Below are 24,113 nucleotides of genomic sequence, written 5' to 3' on the forward strand. Positions count from 1 at the left end.
GAAGATGGCTTTGTTGAAACGCACAGCGGCGATAACGGCCATTACGCTTCTGTCGCTGATCATCCTTGTGGTGCTGACATTGACGCTTCTCCTCGGCACACAAAGTGGCAGCCGATGGACACTCGGTCTTGTACCGGGCCTTTCGGTCGAGGGCTTTTCCGGTCGTCTGGGCGGCGCATGGCAGGCGGATCAGCTGGTGTGGCAGCAAGGCCTGAGCAAGGTTGAAGTGGATGCGCCGGTGTTTGAATGGTCCCCGGCGTGCCTGGCGCGCATGACGCTGTGCCTCGACACCCTGCAAACGGGCGACATCAGGCTGCAATTCCCGCCCTCCGGCAATGAGGCGAACAGCGGCCCGATCACGCTGCCGAATCTCAAGCTGCCGCTGGCCTTGCAGCTGGGGCGCGTGCAGATCGGCAGCCTTCACCTGGACGGCACGGAGCAGGTTCGCGACGTACAACTGGCAGCGCACTGGACCGCTGAAGGGTTGAAGATCGACTCGCTGCACGCCGGCCGTGATGGCATCGCGCTGGACCTGGCGGGCCTGCTGAAACCTGAGGGCGACTGGCCGCTGACCGCCGAAGGGCAGTTGAAACTGCCGGACGTGAGCGGTCAGCCGTTGTCACTGGCGCTGAACATTAAAGGGGACTTGCTGAGGACGCTGACGCTGAGCGCGCAGAGCAAAGGCTATATCGTCGCTCATCTGGTCGGTGAGCTGCAGCCGTTGGTGGAGAACCTGCCGGCGAACATCGCCATTACCAGCGACGCGTTCAAACCCAGTGCCGATTTGCCAGACACGTTGCAGCTCAATCAGCTGATTCTCAACGCGAAGGGCGACCTTGCCCAGGGCTATGCCATCACCGGCAGCGCCAGCCTTCCCGCTGAAAAAGGCCCGGTGGCGCTGGCATTACAAGGCCGGGTCGACGCCAAGGGCGCGGACATTGCGGCGCTTGACCTGACGGCCAGTGACAACCAGCGCCTCAAGGCGAGCGGCAAACTGGACTGGCAGCAAGGCCTGCGCGCCGACGCGAAAATCGACTGGCTGGATTTTCCCTGGCATCGCCTGTACCCGTTGATCGACGAGCCCCAGGTCAGCGTTCATACGTTCACCGGGGAGGTGTCCTACACCGATGGCAAATACCTCGGCCATTTCGCCGGCGACTTCAAAGGCCCGGCCGGTCCATTCACGTTGCAGAGCCCGTTCAGCGGGGATCTGCAGGAGATCTTCCTGCCCCAGCTTGAACTGGTAGCCGGGCAGGGCAAGGCCAGTGGCCACCTGAACCTGCAATTTGCCGACGGCATTGCCTGGGATACAGCGCTGGACCTCAGCGCCATCGATCCCGCTTATTGGGTCGCGGAATTGCCGGGCTCCCTGGCCGGTCCGCTGCGCAGCAAAGGCTCGCTGCGCAACGAGCAATTGAACCTGAATGCCGACCTGGATCTGAAAGGGCGTCTGCGCGGCCAGCCTGCTGTGCTGCAAGCCAAGGCTGATGGCGCCGACGACACATGGAATCTCAACGCCCTGGATATCCGCCTGGGCGACAACCGGATTCAAGGCACGGGCAGCCTGCAGCAGAAAATGACCGCACAGCTGGACATCAACCTCCCGCGACTGGGTCAGCTATGGCCTGGTTTGCAAGGGCAGATGAAAGGGCGTCTCGACGCTGCTGGCACGGTGCAGGCGCCCCAGGGCCAACTCGCCTTGCAGGGCACTCAACTGGCGTTTCAGGCCAATACGCTGCAAACCCTCACACTGGCGGCCAGGCTCGACCACGCCCAGCGCGCGACGGTTGATCTGAAGACCACCGGCATTCAAGCCGGCGACACCGCACTGGGCGCGCTGACCGTAAACGGGCAGGGCGACATCAAACGTCAGCAAGTGAAACTCGACCTTCAGGGGCCGCTGCTCAAACTGGCCCTCGCACTGGATGGCAATCTGGACAAAGGCAACTGGCGCGGGCGTCTGGCCAGCGGTGATATCCAGAGCGGCGGGCAGGACTGGAAGCTGCAACAGCCGGCCAGACTGGAGCGTCTGGCCGACGGCAAGGTCAACTTCGGTGCCCATTGCTGGGTGTCGGGACCTGCCAGTCTGTGCGGCGAGGATCAGCGTCTGATGCCTGAACCGCGCCTGCGCTATCACCTCAAGCGCTTCCCGCTGGAAAGCCTGGCACAGTGGCTGCCCAAGGATTTCGCCTGGAAGGGCGCGTTGAATGCCGACATTCAGCTGGATGTCCCGGCAGCTGGCCCAAACGGCCAAGTAGTTATCGACGCCAGTGGCGGGACGCTGCGGGTCAAGGACAAGAATCAGTGGCTGGATTTCCCCTACGACACGCTGAAGCTGACCAGCAGCCTGACCCCGAAGAAGGTCGACACCAGCGTGGATTTTCGTGGCGGCAAGCTCGGTGAGTTGCTGGCCCGATTGAGCATCGACCCGATCGCCAGGAACAAACCCGTGACCGGTGACTTCACCCTCAGCGGCCTGGATGTGTCGGTCGCGCGCCCCTTCGTGCCGATGGTGGAAAAGCTCAATGGCAAACTCAACGGCAGCGGGCGGATCTCCGGCAGCCTGCTGGCGCCCCAGGTCAACGGCAACGTGACCCTGAATGACGGCGAAGTGTCCGGCCCCGAATTGCCGGTCAGTCTGCAGAAACTCAACGTGCAGGCATTGATTGCGGGCGAGCGCTTTGATCTGACCGGCAACTGGCGCAGCGGCCCGACCGGTCAGGGCAGCATTGGCGGGCATGTGGCATGGGCCGATGCGCTGGATGTCGACGTTGCCCTGAAGGGCACCCACCTGCCGATCACCGTTGAGCCGTACGCCAAGCTGGAAGCGGCGCCGGACCTCAAGATCACCCTGCAGGGCGACAGGCTCGCGGTGTCGGGCAAGGTCTTGATCCCGAAAGGCGAGATCACTGTGCGTCAGCTGCCGCCTTCGACCGTGAAAGTCTCCGATGACACGGTGATCGTCGGTCAGCATACCAAACAGGGCAAAACCCCGCTGGCCATCGCCATGGACGTGAACGTCGAAGTGGGCCAGGACACCCTGAGTTTTACCGGCTTCGGCCTGACTGCCAATCTCGTCGGTCACGTGCACATCGGCGACAACATGGACACCCGCGGCGAGCTGAACCTCAACGACGGACGCTACCGCGCTTACGGCCAGCGCCTGACCATTCGCAAGGCGCGCCTGTTATTCGCAGGGCCGGTTGACCAGCCGTATCTGGACATCGAAGCCATTCGCCAGACCGACGACGTGATTGCCGGCATTCGCCTGAGCGGCAGCGCCGAGCAACCGACCACCACCGTGTTCTCCGAACCGGCCATGAGTCAGGAACAGGCGCTGTCGTATCTGGTGCTGGGCCGTCCGCTGAGCACTAACGGCGAAGACAGCAACATGGTCGCCCAGGCGGCGCTGGCATTGGGCCTGGCCGGCGGTTCTTCGACGGCGGGCAAGCTGGCGTCCGGGCTGGGGATTCAGGATTTCGATCTGGACACCTCGGGCAGCGGCGACAAGACCGCCGTGGTCGCCAGCGGCAAGATCACCGACAAGCTCAGCCTGCGTTATGGCGTGGGGGTGTTTGAACCGGCCAATACGCTGACCTTGCGCTATCTGCTGAGCAAGAAGGTGTACCTGGAGGTCGCGGGCGGTGTGGCGAGTTCGCTGGACATCTTCTACAAGCGGGATTTTTGAGCAGATGAGGTCAACCGGCTTCCAGGGAAGACGGCTTGCTCGCGGGACCGCCTTTACGCGAGCGAGCCGGTTCCAGGAAGTGGCTCAACAGCCGCCATTTGAGCAGCTGTCGAGCAAACCGCTTCAGCCGTTGACCAGCTTCATCGCTGCATCGGGGTAACGGCCGCCCGCGACGGCATTCACAGGAAACAGGTCTTTCAACGCCTGCAAATCCGCTGCGCTGAGGGCTACATCCAGTGCTGCGACGTTCTGCTCCAGATATTTGCGCTGCTTGGTGCCAGGAATTGGAATCACGTCACTGCCTTGGGCAAGCACCCAGGCCAACGCCAGTTGGCCGGCAGTGATGCCTTTTTCCGCCGCCAATTGCTCGACCTTCTGCACCAGCAGCAGGTTCTTGGCGAAGTTCTCGCCCTGAAACCGCGGGCTGCTGCGGCGGTAGTCATCGGCGGCAAAGTCGTCCGGGCTTTTCAGGGCGCCCGTCAGAAAGCCTCGTCCCAGCGGGCTGTAAGGAACAAACGCGATACCCAGACGGCGGCAGGTGTCGAGCACGCCGTTCTCTTCCGGGTCTCGGCTCCACAGGGAGTATTCGGTCTGCAAGGCGGCAATGGGGTGAACCTTGTGAGCGCGTTCAAGGGTGCTGGCCGACGCTTCGCTCAAGCCGAGGAAGCGCACCTTGCCGGCCTTGACCAGCTCGGCCATGGCGCCAACCGACTCTTCGATCGCCACGCCTGGATCGATGCGGTGCTGGTAATACAGATCCAGCGTGTCGATCTTCAGACGCTGCAACGTGCCATCGATCGCGGCGCGGATGTACTCGGGACTGCCATTGACCCCACGCGCACCGGCGTCGCCCGGCGTACGTACGATGCCGAACTTGCTGGCGATGAACGCTTGGTCACGCTTGCCGGCCAGCGCCTTGCCCAACAGCTCCTCGTTGGTGTGCGGGCCGTACATGTCGGCGGTGTCGAGCAGGGTGATGCCCAGCTCCAGCGCCCGGTGAAGGGTGGCGATGGCTTCATCGGGATTGCCGCCGGTTGTGTAGAAATCAGTCATGCCCATGCAGCCCAGGCCAAGTGCCGAGACCTGCGGTCCGTTTTTGCCAAGTTGACGCGTTTGCATGATGGATGCCTTGTCGATCAAGAGGACCACCATTCTTACGCCTCGACAGCGTCGGGATAAACCGGCTAAAAGTGCTTTCACTATTGGTGATTTCTAAACAATCCCTCAGCGGACGCGTGAAGAACCATGGATAAATTCAATGCGATGCGGGCGTTCACCCGCATCGTCGAACTGGGCGGTTTCGCCAGGGCCGCCGACAGCCTGCACATGCCGCGCGCGTCGGTGACCATCTTGATCAAACAGCTGGAGGCGCAGCTGGGTGTGCAATTGTTGATGCGCACCACCCGGCAGGTGACGCCCACGCCGGACGGTCAGGCCTATTGCCACCGCTGCGTCACTGTGCTGAATGAACTGGAGGCGGCCGAATCGGTGTTCTCTTCGGTCGCCAGGGACCCGGAAGGGGTGCTGCGCGTCGACATGCCGTCGGGCATCGGCCGGCTGATCATCATGCCGCTGTTGCCGGAGTTCACCGAACGCTACCCCCGACTGGAAATGGAAGTCGGCATGAACGATCGGCCGGTTGACTTGATCCGGGAGGGCTACGACTGCGTGATCCGTGGCGGGCAGCCCCTCGATCATTCGCTGGTGGCCCGACCCCTCGCGCACATGCGGCAAGTGGTGTGCGCCAGTCCAGGCTACCTGCAACGCAGGGGCACGCCGCAGTGTCTGGCCGATCTCCAGCACCACCAGATCATTGAATACTTTTCTTCGACCACGAATAAGCGCTACGGGATCGAGTTCGTCATCGATGGCCGGACCCAGGCGTCGGACCTGCCGAAGGCCCTGGCGACCAACAGCGCCGATGGTTACCTCGCCGCGTGCAGTGCAGGTTACGGTCTGGTGCAGACGCCGTACTACCACGTCGCCGACTTGTTGCGTCGTGGCGAGCTGATCGAAGTGTTGGGCGACCTCGAACAACCGCTCTTGCCCCTCACTGCGCTGTACCCGGCACACCGGCAGACGTCACGGCGTGTGAGGGTGTTCGTCGACTGGGTGGTGGATGTGTGCTCGCGTCCGGGACTGATGGACAAACCGGTAATGCACCGCGTTTCCCAGGAATAAAATCATTTCCGGCGGTAGGTTGCTGCGCTTTTTCATGGTTAACTTCCGCCTTTGCATGCTACTCAAACAAGGACTCAGCTCATGCCACAAGTGACTCGTAGAGGCTCCCCGGTACAGATCAGCGGCGAACTCCCAACCGTCGGCAGCAAGGCGCCCGCCTTCACGCTGGTGGCGGGCGATCTGTCCGACGCTACCCTTGAAACCTTCGCCGGCAAGCGCAAGGTGCTGAACATCTTCCCGAGCGTCGACACACCGACCTGCGCCACCTCCGTGCGCAAATTCAACGCCCAGGCCAACGAGCTGAACAACGCCGTTGTGCTGTGCATCTCCGCCGACCTGCCGTTCGCCCAGGCACGCTTCTGTGGCGCCGAAGGCCTGGAGAACGTGAAGAACCTGTCAACCATGCGCGGCGCGCAGTTCATGCAGGATTACGGCGTCGCCATCGCCGACGGTCCCATGAAGGGCCTGACCACCCGTGCGGTGGTCGTGCTGGACGAAAACGACACGGTCCTGCACAGCGAACTGGTACCGGAGATCGGTCAAGAGCCGAACTACGAAGCGGCTTTGGCCGTATTGAAGTAAGCTCGAAAAGGGCCTATTGCCATCATCGCACGGCAATACCCTGCAACACTAAGGCGGCCTGACTCTTTCAGGCCGTTTTTTATTGATACGTCAGCACCTTATCCAAAGTAAGCACGAGGTAAATTGCCGGTAAAGGCCCTTTGCCTAGCCGTTATCTATGCTTATTGTTCAGCCTCCCGAAGACGCTCACGCGCACACTGGTTGATTTATTCATGCAATCGTCTGGCCCCCGTAATTCCCGTCGCTGGCTGATAAGCCTGCTGGTTCTGTTGATCGTCGCCGGCCTGTGCTGGCGCTTCTGGCCGGGTTCTGCGTCGCAACCGAATGCCACGGCGCAGAAAGGCGATCAGGCCCAGACTAGCGCCAGCCGCAGCCGCAGCGGCGGCAAGGCGGTGGCGAAACGTCCCGGGTTCGGTGGCTCGACCGTTCCGGTGCCGGTGCGGGTGGCAGCCGCGACCACCGGCGACTTTCCCATCTACTACAAAGCCCTCGGCACCGTGACGGCGCTGAACACGATCAACGTGCGCAGCCGTGTGGCGGGCGAATTGATGAAGATCAATTTCCAGGAAGGCCAACAGGTCAAGGCCGGTGATCTGCTGGCGGTGATCGACCCGCGCAGCTACCAGATTGCCCTGCAGCAGGCCGAAGGCACGCTGATGCAGAATCAGGCGTTGCTCAAGAATGCTCAACTCGATGTACAGCGTTATCGGGGCCTGTACAAAGAAGACAGCATCGCCAAGCAAACCCTGGACACCGCGGAATCCCTGGTCGGCCAGTACCAGGGCACGATCAAGACCAATCAGGCGGCCGTGGGCGATGCGAAGCTTAACCTGGAGTTCTCGCAGATCCGTGCGCCGATCTCGGGCCGCATCGGTCTGCGCCAGCTGGACGTCGGCAACCTGGTGGCCGCCAATGACACCAACCCGTTGGTCGTCATCACCCAGACCAAGCCGATCACCGTCAACTTCACGCTGCCGGAAAAGGACCTCGCCGAGGTGCTCAGCCGCTATCGCAGTGGCGGCAAGCTGCCGGTGGAGGCGTGGGATCGCGCAGACCTGAAGCTGCAGGCCACCGGAGTGCTTGCCAGCATCGACAACCAGATCGACATCACCACCGGCACGCTGAAATTCAAGGCGCGTTTCGATAACGACAACGAAGCGCTGTTTCCCAATCAGTTCGTCAACGCGCGCCTGCTCGCCAACACCCTGAAAAACGTGGTGCTGGTGCCGTCGGCGGCGGTGCAGTTCGGCGTCAACGGCACCTTCGTGTACGTGATGGACGGCGACAAGACCGTGCGCATCCGCCCGCTTAAAACCGGGCCGAGCGACGAGAACTCCACGGTGATTACCGAAGGTCTCGTGGACGGTGACCGTGTGGTGCTCGAAGGCACCGACCGCCTGAAGGACGGCAGCGCCGTGGACGTGGTCAATGACAGCAAGGACGTTCCGGCCACACCGGGGCAGCAGTTGCAGGGCAAGCCAGCCAAGGAGCCCGGTGAGTCGGCAGATGCCGAAACGGCGAAGAAAGGCAACGTATGAACCTGTCGCGCCTGTTCATCCTCAGGCCGGTCGCCACCACGCTGAGCATGCTTGCCATCGTGCTGTCGGGCCTGATCGCGTACACGCTGCTGCCGGTGTCGGCATTGCCGCAAGTGGATTACCCGACCATTCGGGTGATGACGCTGTACCCGGGCGCGAGTCCCCAAGTGATGACCAGTGCCGTGACCGCGCCCCTGGAACGCCAGTTCGGGCAGATGCCGGGCCTGACCCAGATGGCTTCGACCAGCTCGGGAGGTGCCTCGGTCATCACCCTGCGTTTCAGCCTCGAGATCAACATGGACGTCGCCGAGCAGGAAGTGCAGGCGGCGATCAACGGCGCGACCAACCTGCTGCCGAACGACTTGCCGGCACCACCGACGTATAACAAGGTCAACCCGGCCGACACGCCGGTGCTGACCCTGGCGATTACCTCGAAAACCATGCTGCTGCCCAAGCTCAATGATCTGGTCGACACGCGCATGGCGCAGAAGATCGCGCAGATCAGCGGAGTGGGCATGGTCACCATCGCCGGCGGCCAGCGTCAGGCGGTGCGGATCAAGGTCAACGCCGAAGCACTGGCGGCCAACGGCCTGAATCTGGCGGACGTGCGCACGCTGGTCAGCGCCTCCAACGTCAACACCCCCAAGGGTAATTTCGACGGCCCGACGCGGGTGTCGATGCTCGACGCCAATGACCAGCTCAAATCCCCCGAGGAGTACGCCAACCTGATCCTGGCGTACAAAAACGGCGGCCCGCTGCGGCTTAAGGACGTCGCCGAAATCGTCGACGGTGCCGAGAACGATCGCCTCGCCGCCTGGGCCAATGAAAATCAGGCCGTGCTGCTGAACATCCAGCGTCAGCCGGGCGCCAACGTCATCGACGTGGTCGACCGGATCAAGGCGCTGCTGCCCAGCATCACCCAGAACCTGCCCGCCGGGCTCGACGTCACCGTGCTCACCGACCGCACGCAGACCATTCGTGCCTCGGTCAGCGACGTGCAGCACGAGCTGATGATTTCCATCGCGCTGGTGGTGCTCGTCACTTTCCTGTTCCTGCGGCGCTTCAGCGCGACGATCATTCCCTCGGTGGCCGTGCCGCTGTCGCTGATCGGCACCTTCGGCGTGATGTACCTGGCCGGCTTTTCGGTCAACAACCTGACCTTGATGGCGATGACCATTGCCACCGGTTTCGTGGTCGACGATGCCATCGTGATGCTGGAGAACATTTCCCGGCACCTGGAGGAGGGCGAGACGCCGTTGCAGGCGGCCTTGAAAGGCGCGCGGCAGATTGGTTTCACGCTGATCTCGCTGACCATTTCGCTGATTGCCGTGCTCATTCCGCTGCTGTTCATGGCCGATGTGGTCGGGCGGCTGTTCCGCGAGTTCGCCATCACCCTGGCCGTGGCGATCCTGATCTCCCTCGTCGTGTCCCTGACCCTGACGCCGATGATGTGCGCGCGTTTGCTCAAGCGTGAGCCAAAAGAAGAAGAACAGGGTCGTTTTTACCGGGCCAGCGGCGCGTGGATCGACTGGCTGGTGGCCGCCTACGGGCGCAAGTTGCAGTGGGTGCTCAAGCATCAGCCGCTGACCCTGCTGGTCGCCGTCGCCACCCTCGGGATTACGGTGCTGCTGTATCTGGCCGTGCCCAAGGGCTTCTTTCCGGTGCAGGACACTGGCGTGATTCAGGGGATTTCCGAAGCGCCACAGTCAGTGTCGTTCGCCTCCATGGGCCAGCGTCAGCAAGCGCTGGCGAAAATCATCCTCAAGGACCCGGCGGTCGCCAGTCTGTCGTCGTACATTGGCGTCGACGGCGACAACGCGACACTCAACAGCGGCCGCATGCTGATCAACCTCAAGCCCCATGGCGAGCGGGATGTCACAGCCTCCGAAGTGATCCAGCGCTTGCAGCCCGAGGTCGATCAGCTGTCGGACATCCGCCTGTTCATGCAGCCGGTGCAGGACCTGACCATTGAAGACCGGGTCAGTCGCACCCAGTACCAGTTCAGCATGTCCTCGCCGGACGCCGAGCTGCTCAATCTGTGGAGCGGCAAGCTGGTGGAGGCGCTGGTTCAGCGACCGGAACTCACCGATGTCGCCAGCGACCTGCAGGACAAGGGTTTGCAGGTGTTCCTCAATATCGACCGCGATGCTGCCAGCCGTCTGGGCGTGACCGTCGCCAACATCACCGACGCGCTGTATGACGCTTTCGGGCAGCGGCAGATTTCCACCATCTACACCCAGGCCAGTCAGTACCGCGTGGTGCTGCAGGCCGACTCGCGCAGTGAGCTGGGCCCCGAGGCGCTGGAGCAGATTCACGTCAAGACCACCGACGGCGGGCAAGTCAAACTGTCGAGTCTGGCCCGGGTCGAACAGCGTCAGGCGCAGTTGGCGATTGCCCATATCGGCCAGTTTCCGGCGGTGATGATGTCGTTCAACCTGGCGCCCGGCGTCGCGCTGGGCAAGGCCGTGGAAGTCATCGAGCAGGTGCAGAAAGACATCGGCATGCCGATCGGCGTGCAGACGGAATTTCAGGGCGCGGCGGAGGCCTTCCAGGCGTCGCTGTCCAGCACACTGCTGCTGGTGCTGGCGGCGGTGATCACCATGTACATCGTGCTGGGCGTGCTCTATGAGAGCTACATCCACCCGATCACCATTCTCTCGACCCTGCCGTCGGCGGCCATTGGTGCGCTGTTGGCGCTGCTCATCAGTGGCAATGATCTGGGCATGATCGCCATCATCGGCATCATCCTGCTGATCGGCATCGTCAAGAAAAACGCGATCATGATGATCGACTTCGCCCTCGACGCCGAACGCAACCGCGGCATCGACCCGCAGACCGCCATCTACGAAGCGGCACTGCTGCGTTTCCGCCCCATCCTCATGACTACGCTGGCGGCACTGTTCGGCGCGATCCCGCTGATGTTTGCCTCAGGTTCCGGCGCCGAACTGCGCCAGCCCCTGGGTCTCGTGATGGTCGGCGGCTTGCTGGTCAGCCAGGTTCTGACGCTGTTCACCACGCCGGTCATCTATCTGTATTTTGATCGGTTGGGGCGTCGGTTTGCGCGGCAGCCCAAGACCGAGGCGGCGCTATGACCGGCCAGCGGCAAGCCTCAAACTTCAAGCTGCAAGCTAGAAGCAGCACTGCGCAGGCCGGGGCTGGTGCGTTCACTTGCAGCTTGAAGCTTGCCGCCTGGAGCTCCCACCCATGAACCTCTCCGGCCCCTTCATCAAACGCCCCGTGGCGACCATGCTCCTGAGCCTGGCGATCATGCTACTGGGCGGGATGAGTTTCGGTCTGCTGCCGGTGTCGCCGCTGCCGAACATGGATTTTCCGGTGATCGTGGTCAGCGCCTCGTTGCCCGGCGCCAGCCCGGAAATCATGGCATCCAGTGTTGCGACGCCGCTGGAGCGCTCTCTCGGAGTGATCGCCGGGGTCAACACCATGAGCAGTCGCTCCAGTCAGGGCTCGACGCGGATCATTCTGCAGTTCGACATGGACCGCGACATCAACGGTGCTGCGCGGGAAGTGCAGGCGGCTATCAATGCCGCGCGCAACCTGCTGCCCAGCGGGATGCGCAGCATGCCGACCTACAAGAAGGTCAACCCGTCACAGGCGCCGATCATGGTGTTGTCGCTGACCTCCGACGTGCTGGCCAAGGGCGAGCTGTACGACATGGCCTCGACGATCCTGTCCCAGAGCCTGTCCCAGGTGAACGGCGTCGGCGAGGTGCAGATCGGCGGCAGTTCGCTGCCTGCCGTGCGCGTGGAGCTGGAGCCCAAGCTGCTGTCGCAGTACGGCGTGTCACTGGACGAAGTCCGCACCACCATTTCCAATGCCAACGTGCGCCGGCCGAAAGGCTCGGTGGAGAACAGCGAGCACAACTGGCAGGTGCAGGCCAACGACCAGCTGGAGAAGGCCAAGGATTACGAATCGCTAATCATCCATTACGCCAACGGCGCGGCGCTGCGGCTCAAGGATGTGGCCAAGGTCAAGGATTCTGTGGAGGACCGTTACAACAGCGGCTTCTTTAATGACAAGGCCGCCGTGCTGCTGGTGATCAACCGTCAGGCCGGCGCCAACATCATCGAAACCGTGGCGGCGATCAAGGCGCAGTTGCCGGCGTTGCAGGCCGTGCTGCCGGCCAGCGTCAAGCTCGACCTGGCCATGGACCGCTCGCCGGTGATCAAGGCCACGCTGCACGAAGCCGAAATGACGCTGCTGATTGCCGTGGTTCTGGTGATTCTGGTGGTGTTCCTGTTTCTGGGGAATTCCCGCGCCTCGCTGATCCCGACCCTGGCGGTGCCGGTGTCGCTGGTGGGCACCTTCGCGATCATGTACCTGTACGGCTTCTCCCTGAACAACCTGTCGCTGATGGCGCTGATTCTTGCCACCGGCCTGGTGGTTGACGATGCCATTGTGGTGCTGGAAAACATCTCTCGGCACATCGACCAAGGCGTGCCGCCCATGGAAGCGGCTTATCTCGGCGCCAAAGAAGTTGGCTTCACCCTGCTGTCGATGAACGTCTCGCTGGTGGCGGTGTTTGTCTCGATCCTGTTTATGGGCGGGTTGGTGGAGAGCCTGTTCCGCGAGTTTTCCATCACCTTGTCGGTGTCCATCGTCGTTTCCCTGGTGGTGTCGCTGACCCTGACACCGATGCTCTGCGCGCGGTGGCTCAAGCCCCACGTGCCGGGCTCGGAAAACCGCCTGCAGCGCTGGAGCCAGCGGGTCAACGACCGCATGGTCGCAGGCTACGACCGCAGCCTGCGCTGGGTGCTGCGTCATCGGCGCCTGACCCTGCTGACGCTGCTGTTGACCATCGTCGGCAACGTCGCGTTGTATGTTGTGGTGCCAAAGACCTTCCTGCCGCAGCAGGACACGGGCCAGTTGATGGGTTTTATGCGCGGCGATGACGGTCTGTCGTTCTCGGTGATGCAGCCGAAGATGGACACGTTCCGCTCGGCGATTCTCAAGGACCCGGCCGTGGAAAGCGTCGCCGGCTTCATTGGCGGCAACGGCGGCACCGGCAACGCGTTCATCATCGTGCGCCTGAAACCGATCAAGGAACGCAACATCGGCGCCATGGAGGTGGTCGAGCGGCTGCGCAAGGAAATGCCCCTGGTGCCGGGCGGGCGCCTGTTCCTGCAACCCGACCAGGACCTGCAACTGGGCGGCGGCCGCGAGCAGACCACCTCGCAATACCAGTACATCCTGCAAAGCGGCGACCTGGAAACCCTGCGCCTGTGGTACCCGAAGATCGTCGCGGCACTGAAGTCGCTCAAGGAATTGACCGCCATCGACGCCAACGACGGCGGCGGCACCCAACAGGTGACGCTGATCGTCGACCGCGATGCGGCCAAGCGCCTGGGCATCGACATGAACATGGTCACCACCGTGCTGAACAACGCCTACAGTCAGCGGCAGGTGTCGACCATCTATGACCCGCTGAACCAGTATCAGGTGGTCATGGAGGTCAACCCGAAATACGCCCTCGACCCGACCACCCTGGAGCAGGTCCAGGTGATCACTGCCGATGGCGCGCGGGTGCCGCTGTCGACCATCGCCCGTTACGAGCGCAGCCTGGAAGACGACCGGGTCAGCCACGACGGCCAGTTCGCCTCGGAAAACATCTCCTTCGACCTGGCCGATGGCGTCACCCTCGACCAGGCCAACGCCGCCATCGAACGAGCGGTTGCGGCAGTGGGCCTGCCCGAGGACGTGATCGCCAAGATGGCCGGGACCTCCGACGCCTTCGCCGCCACCCAGAAGAGCCAGCCGTGGATGATTCTCGGCGCGCTGGTGGCGGTGTACCTGGTGCTGGGCATTCTCTACGAAAGCTACATTCACCCGCTGACCATCCTCTCGACGCTGCCGTCGGCGGGGGTCGGCGCGCTGTTGAGCATCTACCTCACGGGCGGGCAGTTCAGCCTGATCTCGTTGCTGGGGCTGTTCCTGCTGATCGGCGTGGTGAAAAAGAACGCGATCCTGATGATCGACCTCGCCTTGCAGCTCGAGCGTCAGGGCGGCATGACCCCGGTGGAATCCATTCGCAATGCCTGCCTGCAACGGCTGCGGCCGATTCTGATGACCACGCTGGCGGCGATTCTCGGCGCCGTGCCCTTGCTGCTGAGCAGCGCCGAAGGGGCGGAAATGCGTCGGCCGCTGGGCCTGACCATCATCGGCGGCCTGATCCTCAGTCAGATCCTCACGCTGTACACCACGCCCGTGGTTTACCTTTATCTCGACCGTCTGCGCCACCGTTTCAACCAATGGCGCGGTGTGCAGACGGATGCTGCCCTGGACACTCCGCTATGAACGACTCGATGAAAGCGCCTGGCCCACAGCGGACGTTGCCGTTTCACAGGACCTTTGCCGTGGCCTTGGGTGCGCTGCTGCTCAGTGCCTGTGCCGTCGGCCCGGATTACAAGACCCCGGACATGCCGACCCCGGCGCACTTCAAGCAGGCCGAAGGCTGGACCCAGGCCAACCCGAGTGACGCGATGGCGCGCGGCGCGTGGTGGGAGATCTATGGCGATGCTCAGCTCAACGCGCTGGTGGAAAAGCTCAACACGTCCAATCAGACTGTGGCGCAGTACGAGGCGCAGTACCGCCAGGCCGCCGCGTTGGTGCGCAGTGCCCGGGGCGCGTTCTTCCCGACGCTGGACCTGACCACCAGCAAGAACCGTTCGAGCCAGGGCACCGGCAGCAGCAGTTCGAGCCTGAGCAGTTCCAGCAGCGGCATTCGTGACACCTACAACGCGCAATTGGGCGTCAGCTGGGAAGCCGATGTGTGGGGCAAGTTGCGCCGCGGACTGGAAGCCGACAAGGCCAGCGCCCAGGCGAGCCTTGCCGATCTGGCGTCGATGCGCCTGAGCCTGCAATCGCAGCTGGTACAGAACTACCTGCAACTGCGGGTGATCGACGAGCAGAAGCGCCTGCTCGAGGCGACCGTCGATGCCTATCAGCGCTCGCTGACCATGACCCGGAACCAGTACCGCGCCGGGATTTCCGGTCGCGATGCCACTGCCCAGGCGCAGACGCAACTCAAAAGCACTCAGGCTGACCTGATCGACCTGCAATGGCAGCGCGCCCAGTTCGAAAACGCGATTGCCGTGCTGATGGGCCAGGCGCCGGCGGATTTCAGCCTCGCGGCGACCACCTCGATTCCGGCGGTACCGCAGATCCCGGCGCAGCTGCCCTCGCAATTGCTTGAGCGCCGCCCGGACATCGCCGCCGCCGAGCGATCGGTGATGACCGCCAACGCCAATATCGGCGTGGCCAAGGCCGCCTATTACCCGGACCTGACCCTGAGCATGAGCGGCGGTTACAGCAGCAGCACCGTCAGCAACTGGATTTCGCTGCCCAATCGCTTCTGGTCGGTCGGCCCGCAACTGGCGATGACCCTGTTCGATGGCGGCCAGCGCTCGGCCGAAGTGGACCGCACCGAAGCGGTGTACGACCAGACCGTTGCGCAGTACCGCCAGACCGTCCTCGACGGCTTCAAGGAAGTCGAGGACTACATGGCCCAGTTGCGCGTGTATGAGCAGGAGGCCGGGGTGCGCGACGAAGCGCTGCAATCGGCCCGTGATTCCCTGCGCCTCACCAACAACCAGTACAAAGCCGGTCTGATCGGCTACCTGGACGTGGTCAACGTGCAGACCACGGCATTGAGCAACGAACGCAGCGTGCTGAACGTGCTGGAGAGCCGATTGGTCGCCAGCGCCCAGTTGATTGCCGCGTTGGGCGGCGGTTGGGACGCCGCCACCGGACTGACAGCGGGCGCCGAAGTCACCGACCGTTGATTCTCCTGGCTAGCGATGTGCCATCTTTGCGACGGAGTGACGGGACTTTCGCGGGAATTTCGGTACAATCGCCGCCGAATTGATCAGGGCTGAAAGGCCGTAATCCGTTGAGCTTAGAGCCAGCCCATGTTGATCGGCCATTACACCTATTCGCTGGTTTTGATTTCGTTCCTGGTCGCGATACTCGCGTCCTATACAACCCTTGATCTGGCCGGGCGCATTGCTTCGGCCAGCGGGCGTGCCCGTGGCCTGTGGATGGGCGGTGGCGCGTTGTCCATGGGCGTGGGCATCTGGTCCATGCACTTTATCGGCATGTTGGCGTTCAACCTGCCGATCCAGTTGGCGTACGACATCCCGCTGACGGCGCTCTCGCTGGTCATCGCCATCTTTTCCTCGGGCTTCGCCCTGTGGCTGGTCAGTCACGAGCGCGTGCCGCTGCTGCACCTGCTGTTGGGTGCCGTGGTCATGGGCCTCGGCACCAGCGCCATGCACTACACCGGCATGGCGGCAATGCGCATGCAGCCCGGGATCGATTACGACCCCGCACTGTTTGGCCTCTCGCTGTTGATCGCCGTCAGTGCGTCGGCCGTAGCGCTGGCCATTGCGGTGCGGTTGCGCCGGCAGACGCCTTACGTTCGGCTGGCCCGCGCGGGTGCGGCGGTGATCATGGGGTTCGCCATTCTCGGCATGCATTTCACCGGCATGAGCGCGGCAAACTTCGCTGATGGCAGCTTTTGCGGCGCCACGCTCAACGGCCTGCACACCAACGGTCTGGACAAGCTGGTGCTGGTCACCAGCATGGCGGTGCTAGGCATCACACTGCTGACCTCCGTGCTCGACGCTCGCCTGGAGGCGCGCACCGCTCAGTTGTCGCTGTCGCTGAAGGAGGCCAATCGCGAGCTGACCCAACTGGCCCTGCACGACAACCTCACAGGGCTGCCGAACCGCATTCTGCTGGCGGATCGCATCGATCAGGCCATGCGCAAGGCCGACGCCCAGGGTGGCGCGTTCGCCCTGATGTTTCTGGATCTGGACGGTTTCAAACCGGTCAACGACGCGTTCGGCCACCACGTCGGTGACCAGCTCCTGCGTGCAGTCGCCGTGCGTATGCGAGAGAACTTCCATCGCCATGACACCCTGGCGCGCATCGGCGGTGATGAGTTCGTCCTCCTGGTCGAGCTGGAGGACGCCGAAGAGGCGGTCAGCGTCGCCTCGCGCCAGGTGTCGCTGGTGAGCCAGCCGTTCAGCGTGCAGGAACATGATCTGCAGGTGACGGTGAGCATTGGCATCAGCCTGTACCCCGGCAACGGCCGCACCCAGCAGGAATTGCTGATGAACGCCGACGCCGCGATGTACCACGCCAAGAACGCCGGCAAGAACGGCTACAGCTTCTTCGATGCCTCGATGAACACCAATGCGCGCAATCAGTTGCAACTGCTGCAGGACCTGCGCCTTGCGCTGCGGGAAGGGCAGTTCTGCCTGCATTACCAGCCGAAATTCTCCGCGGGCACCCATCTGCCGGTCGGCGCCGAAGCGCTGGTGCGCTGGAATCACCCGCAGCACGGGCTGCTGATGCCGGACAAGTTCATTGCCCTGGCGGAAAAAACCGGCCTGATCATCCCCATCGGGGAGTGGGTGCTGAACGAGGCCTGCCGGCAGATGAAGCGCTGGTACGACAGCGGCTTTACCGACTGGCGCATCGCGGTGAACCTCTCGGCGTTGCAGTTCAGCCATGTCGGGCTGGTCGAGACGGTCGCGCACGCGCTGGCGACCCACGGTTTGCCGGCCAACTGCCTGACCCTGGAAATCACCGAAACCACTGCCATGAGCGACGCCGACGCGAGCATGACCGTGCTGCAGAAGCTCTCGGACATGCACGTCGACCTGTCCATCGATGACTTCGGTACCGGCTACTCCAGCCTCATGTACCTCAAGCGTCTCCCAGCCAACGAATTGAAGATCGACCGCGGTTTTGTCCGCGACCTGGAGCACGACAGCGACGACGCGGCCATTGTCTCGGCCATCGTGGCGCTGGGCCAGGCGCTGAACCTGCGCATTGTCGCCGAAGGTGTCGAGACCGCCAGCCAGCGAAGTTTCCTGACACGACTGGGCTGCGACTCGTTGCAGGGTTACCTGCTGGGTTATCCGCTGCCGGCCGAGCGGTTCATGGCTGACATCGAAGCCGCGCGGCGTCGTGTCAGCGAGATCACGGATTGAACAGGTATGCCCACTCCACCTTCACGCATTGATCGACCGGGAACATTTATGGATAAAAATCTCCTCATCACCGGCGGCTCCCGGGGTATCGGGGCCGCCACGGCGGTTCTGGCCGCAGCGCAGGGTTATCGCGTGTGCATCAACTATCTCTCCGATCACGCTTCGGCGGAGCGGCTGTGCGGGCAGATTCGCGAAACGGGCGGGCATGCCATTGCGGTGCAGGCTGACGTCAGCAACGAAGACGAAATCATTCGGCTTTTTGCCCGGATCGATGCCGAGATGGGACGGATCACCGCGCTGGTCAACAACGCCGGCACGGTGGGCGAGGCCTCGCGGCTGGACACGATGTCCGAGTTTCGGCTGCTGAAAATCATGATGAGTAACGTCGTCGGGCCGATGCTGTGCAGCAAGCACGCACTGCTGCGCATGTTGCCCCGCCACGGTGGGCGCGGCGGCAGCATCGTCAATGTGTCGTCGGTCGCCGCCCGGCTCGGATCACCCGGCGAGTACGTCGACTATGCGGCGTCCAAGGGCGCACTGGACACCTTCACGGTCGGACTGGCCAAGGAAGTGGCGGGTGAGGGCGTGCGGGTCAACGCCGTGCGCCCCGGTTACATCTTCACCGAATTCCACGCCCTGAGCGGCGACCCCCATCGCGTCAGCAAGCTGGAACCGACCATTCCCATGGGCCGTGGCGGACTGGCCGATGAGGTGGCGGAAGCGATTCTTTGGCTGCTGTCCGACAAGGCGTCGTATTCGACGGGTTCGTTCATTGATCTGGGCGGCGGGCGATAGCGATACCGCTGATGCTGCGAGGTGGGGAGGTCTTGCGATTGTCGCGGGACCTTGCTGACTGCACGCGACCTCCCTGCTGAAACGCAATCCCCTGTAGGAGCGCGCTTGCCCGCGAAAGAGCAGGTACATCCGCCACTTTTCTCGGGTCCGTACTGACGCCTTCGCGGGCAAGCGCGCTCCTACGGCCTTCGGCCAGAATCAAAAACCATCACCGCGGCGCCACCACGTTCCTGCCCTGATCCTGTCGCGATCCTTATGTCGATGTCCTAACCAGCCATCATCGACCGAATGATCTTCCCCAGCGTCTCCATCGCCCGTTCAGACGTTTCACCCCAGGGGCTGCCGTAGTTCAGGCGGATGAAGGGCTTGAAGCGTCGCGTCGGTGAGAACATCGGCCCGGGCGCGATGCTGATGCCCTGGGCGAGGGCCGCATGGAACACTTTCAGCGAGTCGATCTGTTCCGGCAGTTCAACCCAGAGAAAGTACCCGCCGGTAGGCTGGCTGACGCGGGTCTGCGCGGGGAAATACCGAGCGATGGCGCCGAGCATGGCGCGCTGCTGATCTTCCAGGCTGTGGCGCAGCTTGCGCAGGTGTCGGTCATAACCGCCGTGTTGCAGGTAATCGGCGATGGCGGCCTGGGCGGGCATCGAGGCGCACAGCGAGGTCATGATTTTCAGCCGCTCAACCTTCTGCGCATAGCGCCCGGCAGCGACCCAGCCCACCCGATAACCCGGCGCGAGGCTTTTGGCGAACGAGCCGCAGTGCAGGACCAGGCCCTCGGTGTCGAACGCCTTCGCCGGTTTCGGCGCGTGCTGGCCGTAATACAGCTCGGCGTACACGTCATCCTCGATCAGCGGCACCTCATGCTTGCGCAGCAACTCCACCAGTTCCCGTTTGCGCGCCTCAGGCACCGTTGCGCCGGTGGGGTTCTGGAAACTGGTCATGCTCCAGCAGGCCTTGATCGGGTATCGCTCAAGCGCCTGTTCAAGCACCGCCAGGTCAATGCCCTGTTGCGGGTGCACCGGGATTTCCACCGCCTTGAGCTTGAGCCGTTCAAGCACCTGCAGGCAGGCGTAAAACGCCGGCGCCTCAATGGCCACCAGATCGCCGGGCTCGGTCACCGCTTGCAGGCACAGATTCAAGGCTTCAAGGGCACCGTTGGTGATCAGCAGTTCGTCCATGGGCAACATCTGCCCGGCGACCATGTAGCGCAGCGCAATTTGCCGGCGCAGGGCCGGATTGCCAGGCGACAGGTCGCTGACCACCATACGCGGGTCCATGTCGCGGGTGGCACTGGCGAGGGAGCGGGCCAGGCGCTGCAAGGGGAACAGCCCGGCGCTGGGGAACGCGGAGCCGAATGACACGATGTTCGGGTCCTTGATCGATTCCAGCACCGAGAACACCAGGTCGCTGACGTCGACTTCGGTGGATTCGCTCAGTTGGGGGGCGGGACCCGCATCCCGGGCTGTTCCGTCGTCACTCAGGCCTTGCAGGCGGATGCTGTCGTTGACGAAGTAGCCGGAACGCGGGCGCGCGCGGATCAGGCCTCGACGTTCCAGCAAGTAGTACGCCTGGAATACGGTGGAGGGGCTGATGCCGTGGGTCTGGCTGGCATAGCGCACGGACGGCACACGCTGGCCCGCAGCCAGCACCCCGGTGCGAATCAGTTCGGCAATGTCATCGGCAAACTTTTCATAACGCTTCATGGTGGACTCGCGGTGAATGGCTTGCGGGGTACAGCAGCCATGGGGTGCCGGCCGGCGGTAAGAAAGGCAGAAGGGTCCGGCTGCAGGGTCGGAATATGCCCGCAGCCTGGGGATTAGTACAGATGCAGATTGGCAGCGAACAACCGGATCAGCCGCTGATTGTCGATGCGGGTCTCTCGCACTCTCGGCCCCCGGTGCGGTCCATACCGCACTGACGCACATTGAGGGGAATGCACTGATGAATGCCTGGTGGGAAGAAGTCGTGGACACACTGCAGGCCGAGTTCTCCGATATCACGGATGCCGGGCAGATCACCCGCGTGACCATACGCCTGGTCATCGCGGCGCTGCTGGGCGGCATTCTGGGGTTCGAGCGGGAACACAAGGGCAAAGCGGCCGGGGTTCGAACGCACATGCTGGTGTGCATGGGCGCTGCGCTGTTTGTGCTGGTACCGCGCATGGCCGGTGCCGACGACGCTGCATTGAGTCGGGTGGTGCAGGGCATTGTGGCGGGGATCGGCTTTCTCGGCGCCGGGACCATCCTCAAGGGTGACGCGCTCAATGCCACTCAGGTGAAAGGCCTGACCACGGCCGCGGGTTTGTGGATGACGGCGGCCATTGGTATCGCTGCGGGGATGGGCAGGGAGATGACGGCGGTGCTGAGTACCTTGCTGGCGCTGGGCATTTTCAGTCTGATGCCGCGGATTGTGAGGCGCTTTGAATCGGCGGAAGAACGTGCCAAGGACCCGGCCCGCAGCACGGGTGGCGATGCGCAGGAGCCGTAAACCGGCGGTTATTCAGGGGTATTGAGGGTGCCGCTGCTGACGCCTTCCCGGCTGAAGCCGGTCCCACAAAACCGCGTTGCGTCATTGGGATTGGTCCCGCTCTCGCTGGACGCATACGGTTAAATTGTAGGACCGGATTTAGCCGGGAAGAGGCCTATAAGCTCACCCTCAACCTCGCGGCATGCCGTCCAAAAGCTTCCCGGCTGAAGCCGGTCCTACAATACGCGTCGGGTCAGTGGGACCGGCTTCAGCCGGGAAGAGTGGATCAATCACTCTGGAAACTTATCATCCAGTATCGCTGGCGGCTCACTGCTCGGCGGATCCCCCACTGGCGGCTCGATCACAGGCGGCATGAGCGGGGAAGGTGGCTCCTCGGGCCTGGGCACCGGCAATTCGGGATCGTCTATGTTCGGATCGGGCGTTTCTGCGGGAACGGGAATGCTCATGGTTTTCGCTTCCTTGGGTTCGTCGAGAGGGGCGTGTCAGGTGACGTTGCATCACACTCGCCATCACGCGACTGTTTCGACCGCAGCGCCGTGACAATGATTCACTCAATCCGCCTGGACACCGCGTTACGCCGCAGGCCATGGCCTGCCATTATCCGCGCGGTGACTTGATCAAACGTCATGCAAGCTGTTTGAACTTTTGCCTGAGGCTGGCGTTCGGAACCTATGCTGCCACGTCCGGATGCGTTGATCCCGTGGCTCTCTCTTATGTTATGGACAAAGACGCTGAAGCAATGGGCGCCCCACGGTGGGCGTCCCTGGGCGTGAGGAGTGATGCTCGATGAATGATACTGCTGATCAGCCGTACGGCCCGGATTCCCTGGCCAACGATGTTCTCCACTCTATCCACCCTATCCCCCTGACCCAAGCCTTGCAGCTGCCGCGGATCGTGATCGAGGACACCCTGCCGGTGATCGATAACGGTCAGCTGGCCGCCAAGGCCATTGTGGGTCAGCCGGTTACGGTCACCAGCAAAATCTACGCAGACGGCCACGACAAGATGGCGGTGCGCATTGTCTACCGTGCCGTTGATGAAGACCAATGGCAGTCCGTGCCCATGCGCGAGTTGGGCAACGACAGCTGGATCGGCGAGTTCACCCCGCCGACCTTCACCCGCTACATCTACCGTCTTGAAGCCTGGATCGATCAGTTCGGCAGCTACCGCTACGAGCTGGAAAAGAAATACGCCGCCGGTGTGACCATCGATCTGGAGCTGGAAGAAGGGCGCCTGCACCTGGTGCACGCCGCCGAGCGCAGCAAACTGGAAGTGCGCGGCCAGCTCGACAGCCTGATCAAGCGCTTCGGCGAGGCCGGGGACAACGAGGACAAAGTCGCATTGCTGCTGAACAGCGAAACCGCCGCCATCATGGCCAAGGCCGACAATCACGCGTTCCTTAGCCGCAGCCTTGAGTTCCCGCTGGACGTCGAGCGTGAGCTCGCTCAGTTCGCCAGCTGGTACGAGCTGTTTCCACGCTCGATCACCGACGACAAAAAGCGCCACGGCACGTTTAAGGACGTTCACACGCGCCTGCCGATGATCCGCGACATGGGCTTCGACGTGCTGTACTTCCCGCCGATCCACCCGATTGGTCGCGCCCATCGCAAAGGCCCGAACAATTCCCTCACCGCTGGGCCGGATGACGTGGGCAGCCCCTACGCCATCGGCAGCGCCGAAGGGGGCCATGACGCCATTCACCCTCAGCTCGGCACCCGCGAAGACTTCCGTGAACTGGTTACCGCTGCGGCTGAGCATGGTCTGGAAATCGCGCTGGACTTCGCCATCCAGTGCTCCCAGGACCACCTGTGGCTCAAGGAACACCCGGGCTGGTTCTCGTGGCGTCCGGACGGCACCATCCGTTACGCGGAAAATCCACCGAAGAAATACCAGGACATCGTCAACGTCGATTTTTATGCGCCGGATGCCATTCCGAGCCTGTGGACCGAGCTGCGTGACGTGATCCTCGGCTGGGTGAAGGAGGGCGTGAAGATCTTCCGCGTCGACAACCCGCACACCAAGCCGCTGCCGTTCTGGCAGTGGATGATCGCGGATGTGCGCAGCCAGCATCCGGAAGTCATGTTCCTGGCCGAGGCATTCACTAAGCCGGCGATGATGGCGCGTCTGGGCAAGGTCGGTTATTCCCAGAGCTACACCTACTTCACCTGGCGCAACACCAAGGCCGAGCTGAGCGAGTATTTCACCCAGCTCAACGAGTCGCCGTGGCGTGAATGTTACCGGCCGAACTTCTTCGTCAACACGCCGGACATCAACCCGCCGTTCCTGCATGACTCGGGTCGTCCGGGCTTCCTGATCCGCGCCGCGCTGGCGACCATGGGTTCGGGCTTGTGGGGCATGTACTCGGGCTTCGAACTGTGCGAAGCGGCGCCAGTGCCGGGCAAAGAGGAATACCTGGATTCGGAGAAGTACGAGATCCGTCCTCGCGACTTCACGGCGCCCGGTAACATCATTGCCGAGATCGCCCAGCTCAACCGCATCCGTCGTCAGAACCCGGCGCTGCAGACCCACCTGGGCCTGAAAATTTACACCGCGTACAACGACAACATCCTGTACTTCGGCAAGCGTACGGCAGATGGCAGCAACTTCATTCTGGTTGCCGTGAACCTTGATCCGCGCAACGCGCAGGAAGCGACGTTCGAACTGCCGCTGTGGGAAATGGGCCTGTCGGACGACGCCGCCACCCTGGGCGAAGATTTGATGACCGGGCATTCATGGACCTGGTACGGCAAGTACCAGTTCATGCGTCTGGACCCGGCCTATCAGCCTTTCGGCATCTGGCGCATCAAAGCCACAAACCAATAA

13 protein-coding genes are annotated in these 24,113 nt (G+C 62.8%); 11 read left to right on the top strand and 2 right to left on the bottom strand.

The genetic code is table 11. The features are described from left to right. Window positions 1–4: 4 nt before the first annotated feature. Window positions 5–3,688 (top strand): translocation/assembly module TamB domain-containing protein, encoded by a 3,684-nt coding sequence (locus tag EC919_RS14760; protein ID WP_133775097.1) that lies wholly within the window; start codon window positions 5–7, stop codon window positions 3,686–3,688. Between the two features lie 123 nt (window positions 3,689–3,811). Here the strand turns inward: EC919_RS14760 and EC919_RS14765 are convergent, their stop codons facing one another. After that, window positions 3,812–4,807 carry an aldo/keto reductase gene (locus tag EC919_RS14765; protein ID WP_133775099.1) on the bottom strand — a complete coding sequence of 332 codons (996 nt, stop codon included), beginning with the start codon at window positions 4,805–4,807 and terminating at the stop codon, window positions 3,812–3,814. A gap of 126 nt (window positions 4,808–4,933) precedes the next feature. On the opposite strand from EC919_RS14765, the gene EC919_RS14770 reads away from it, so the two are divergent. The 8 genes from EC919_RS14770 to EC919_RS14805 all read left to right on the top strand — a co-directional run bounded on the left by EC919_RS14770 (window position 4,934) and on the right by EC919_RS14805 (window position 18,800). Then, window positions 4,934–5,869 (top strand): LysR family transcriptional regulator, encoded by a 936-nt coding sequence (locus tag EC919_RS14770; protein ID WP_133775101.1) that lies wholly within the window; start codon window positions 4,934–4,936, stop codon window positions 5,867–5,869. An 81-nt stretch (window positions 5,870–5,950) separates the two neighbouring features. Further along, window positions 5,951–6,451 carry a thiol peroxidase gene (gene tpx / locus EC919_RS14775; RefSeq protein ID WP_133775103.1) on the top strand — a complete coding sequence of 167 codons (501 nt, stop codon included), beginning with the start codon at window positions 5,951–5,953 and terminating at the stop codon, window positions 6,449–6,451. A 197-nt stretch (window positions 6,452–6,648) separates the two neighbouring features. After that, a complete protein-coding gene (locus EC919_RS14780; RefSeq protein WP_133775411.1) occupies window positions 6,649–7,989 on the top strand; it encodes an MdtA/MuxA family multidrug efflux RND transporter periplasmic adaptor subunit in 1,341 nt (446 codons plus the stop codon). Further along, a complete protein-coding gene (locus EC919_RS14785; protein WP_133775105.1) occupies window positions 7,986–11,081 on the top strand; it encodes an MdtB/MuxB family multidrug efflux RND transporter permease subunit in 3,096 nt (1,031 codons plus the stop codon). The genes EC919_RS14780 and EC919_RS14785 overlap by 4 nt, the downstream gene beginning before the upstream one ends. A 112-nt stretch (window positions 11,082–11,193) precedes the next feature. Then, window positions 11,194–14,301 (top strand): efflux RND transporter permease subunit, encoded by a 3,108-nt coding sequence (locus EC919_RS14790; RefSeq protein WP_133775107.1) that lies wholly within the window; start codon window positions 11,194–11,196, stop codon window positions 14,299–14,301. Window positions 14,302–14,309: 8 nt separating this feature from the next. After that, window positions 14,310–15,788: an efflux transporter outer membrane subunit gene (locus EC919_RS14795; protein WP_133775412.1), complete on the top strand. Its 1,479-nt coding sequence runs from the start codon at window positions 14,310–14,312 to the stop codon at window positions 15,786–15,788. Between the two features lie 126 nt (window positions 15,789–15,914). After that, window positions 15,915–18,005 carry a putative bifunctional diguanylate cyclase/phosphodiesterase gene (locus EC919_RS14800; protein ID WP_133775109.1) on the top strand — a complete coding sequence of 697 codons (2,091 nt, stop codon included), beginning with the start codon at window positions 15,915–15,917 and terminating at the stop codon, window positions 18,003–18,005. 48 nt (window positions 18,006–18,053) lie between these two features. Continuing rightward, entirely contained in the window at window positions 18,054–18,800 is a 747-nt protein-coding gene (locus EC919_RS14805; RefSeq protein WP_133775111.1) for an SDR family oxidoreductase, read from the top strand. 266 nt (window positions 18,801–19,066) lie between these two features. Here EC919_RS14805 and mapR read toward each other — a convergent pair whose 3' ends face one another. Beyond that, window positions 19,067–20,506 (bottom strand): GntR family transcriptional regulator MpaR, encoded by a 1,440-nt coding sequence (gene mapR / locus EC919_RS14810; protein ID WP_133775113.1) that lies wholly within the window; start codon window positions 20,504–20,506, stop codon window positions 19,067–19,069. Between the two features lie 238 nt (window positions 20,507–20,744). Here mapR and EC919_RS14815 point away from each other — a divergent pair, with 238 nt between their 5' ends. Both EC919_RS14815 and EC919_RS14820 read left to right on the top strand, forming a co-directional pair. Then, a complete protein-coding gene (locus EC919_RS14815) occupies window positions 20,745–21,290 on the top strand; it encodes an MgtC/SapB family protein (RefSeq protein ID WP_133775115.1) in 546 nt (181 codons plus the stop codon). A gap of 786 nt (window positions 21,291–22,076) precedes the next feature. Beyond that, window positions 22,077–24,113 (top strand): alpha-1,4-glucan--maltose-1-phosphate maltosyltransferase, encoded by a 2,037-nt coding sequence (locus EC919_RS14820; protein WP_133775117.1) that lies wholly within the window; start codon window positions 22,077–22,079, stop codon window positions 24,111–24,113.

This window comes from Pseudomonas graminis (assembly GCF_004364335.1).
Taxonomy (GTDB): Bacteria; Pseudomonadota; Gammaproteobacteria; order Pseudomonadales; family Pseudomonadaceae; genus Aquipseudomonas; species Aquipseudomonas graminis_D.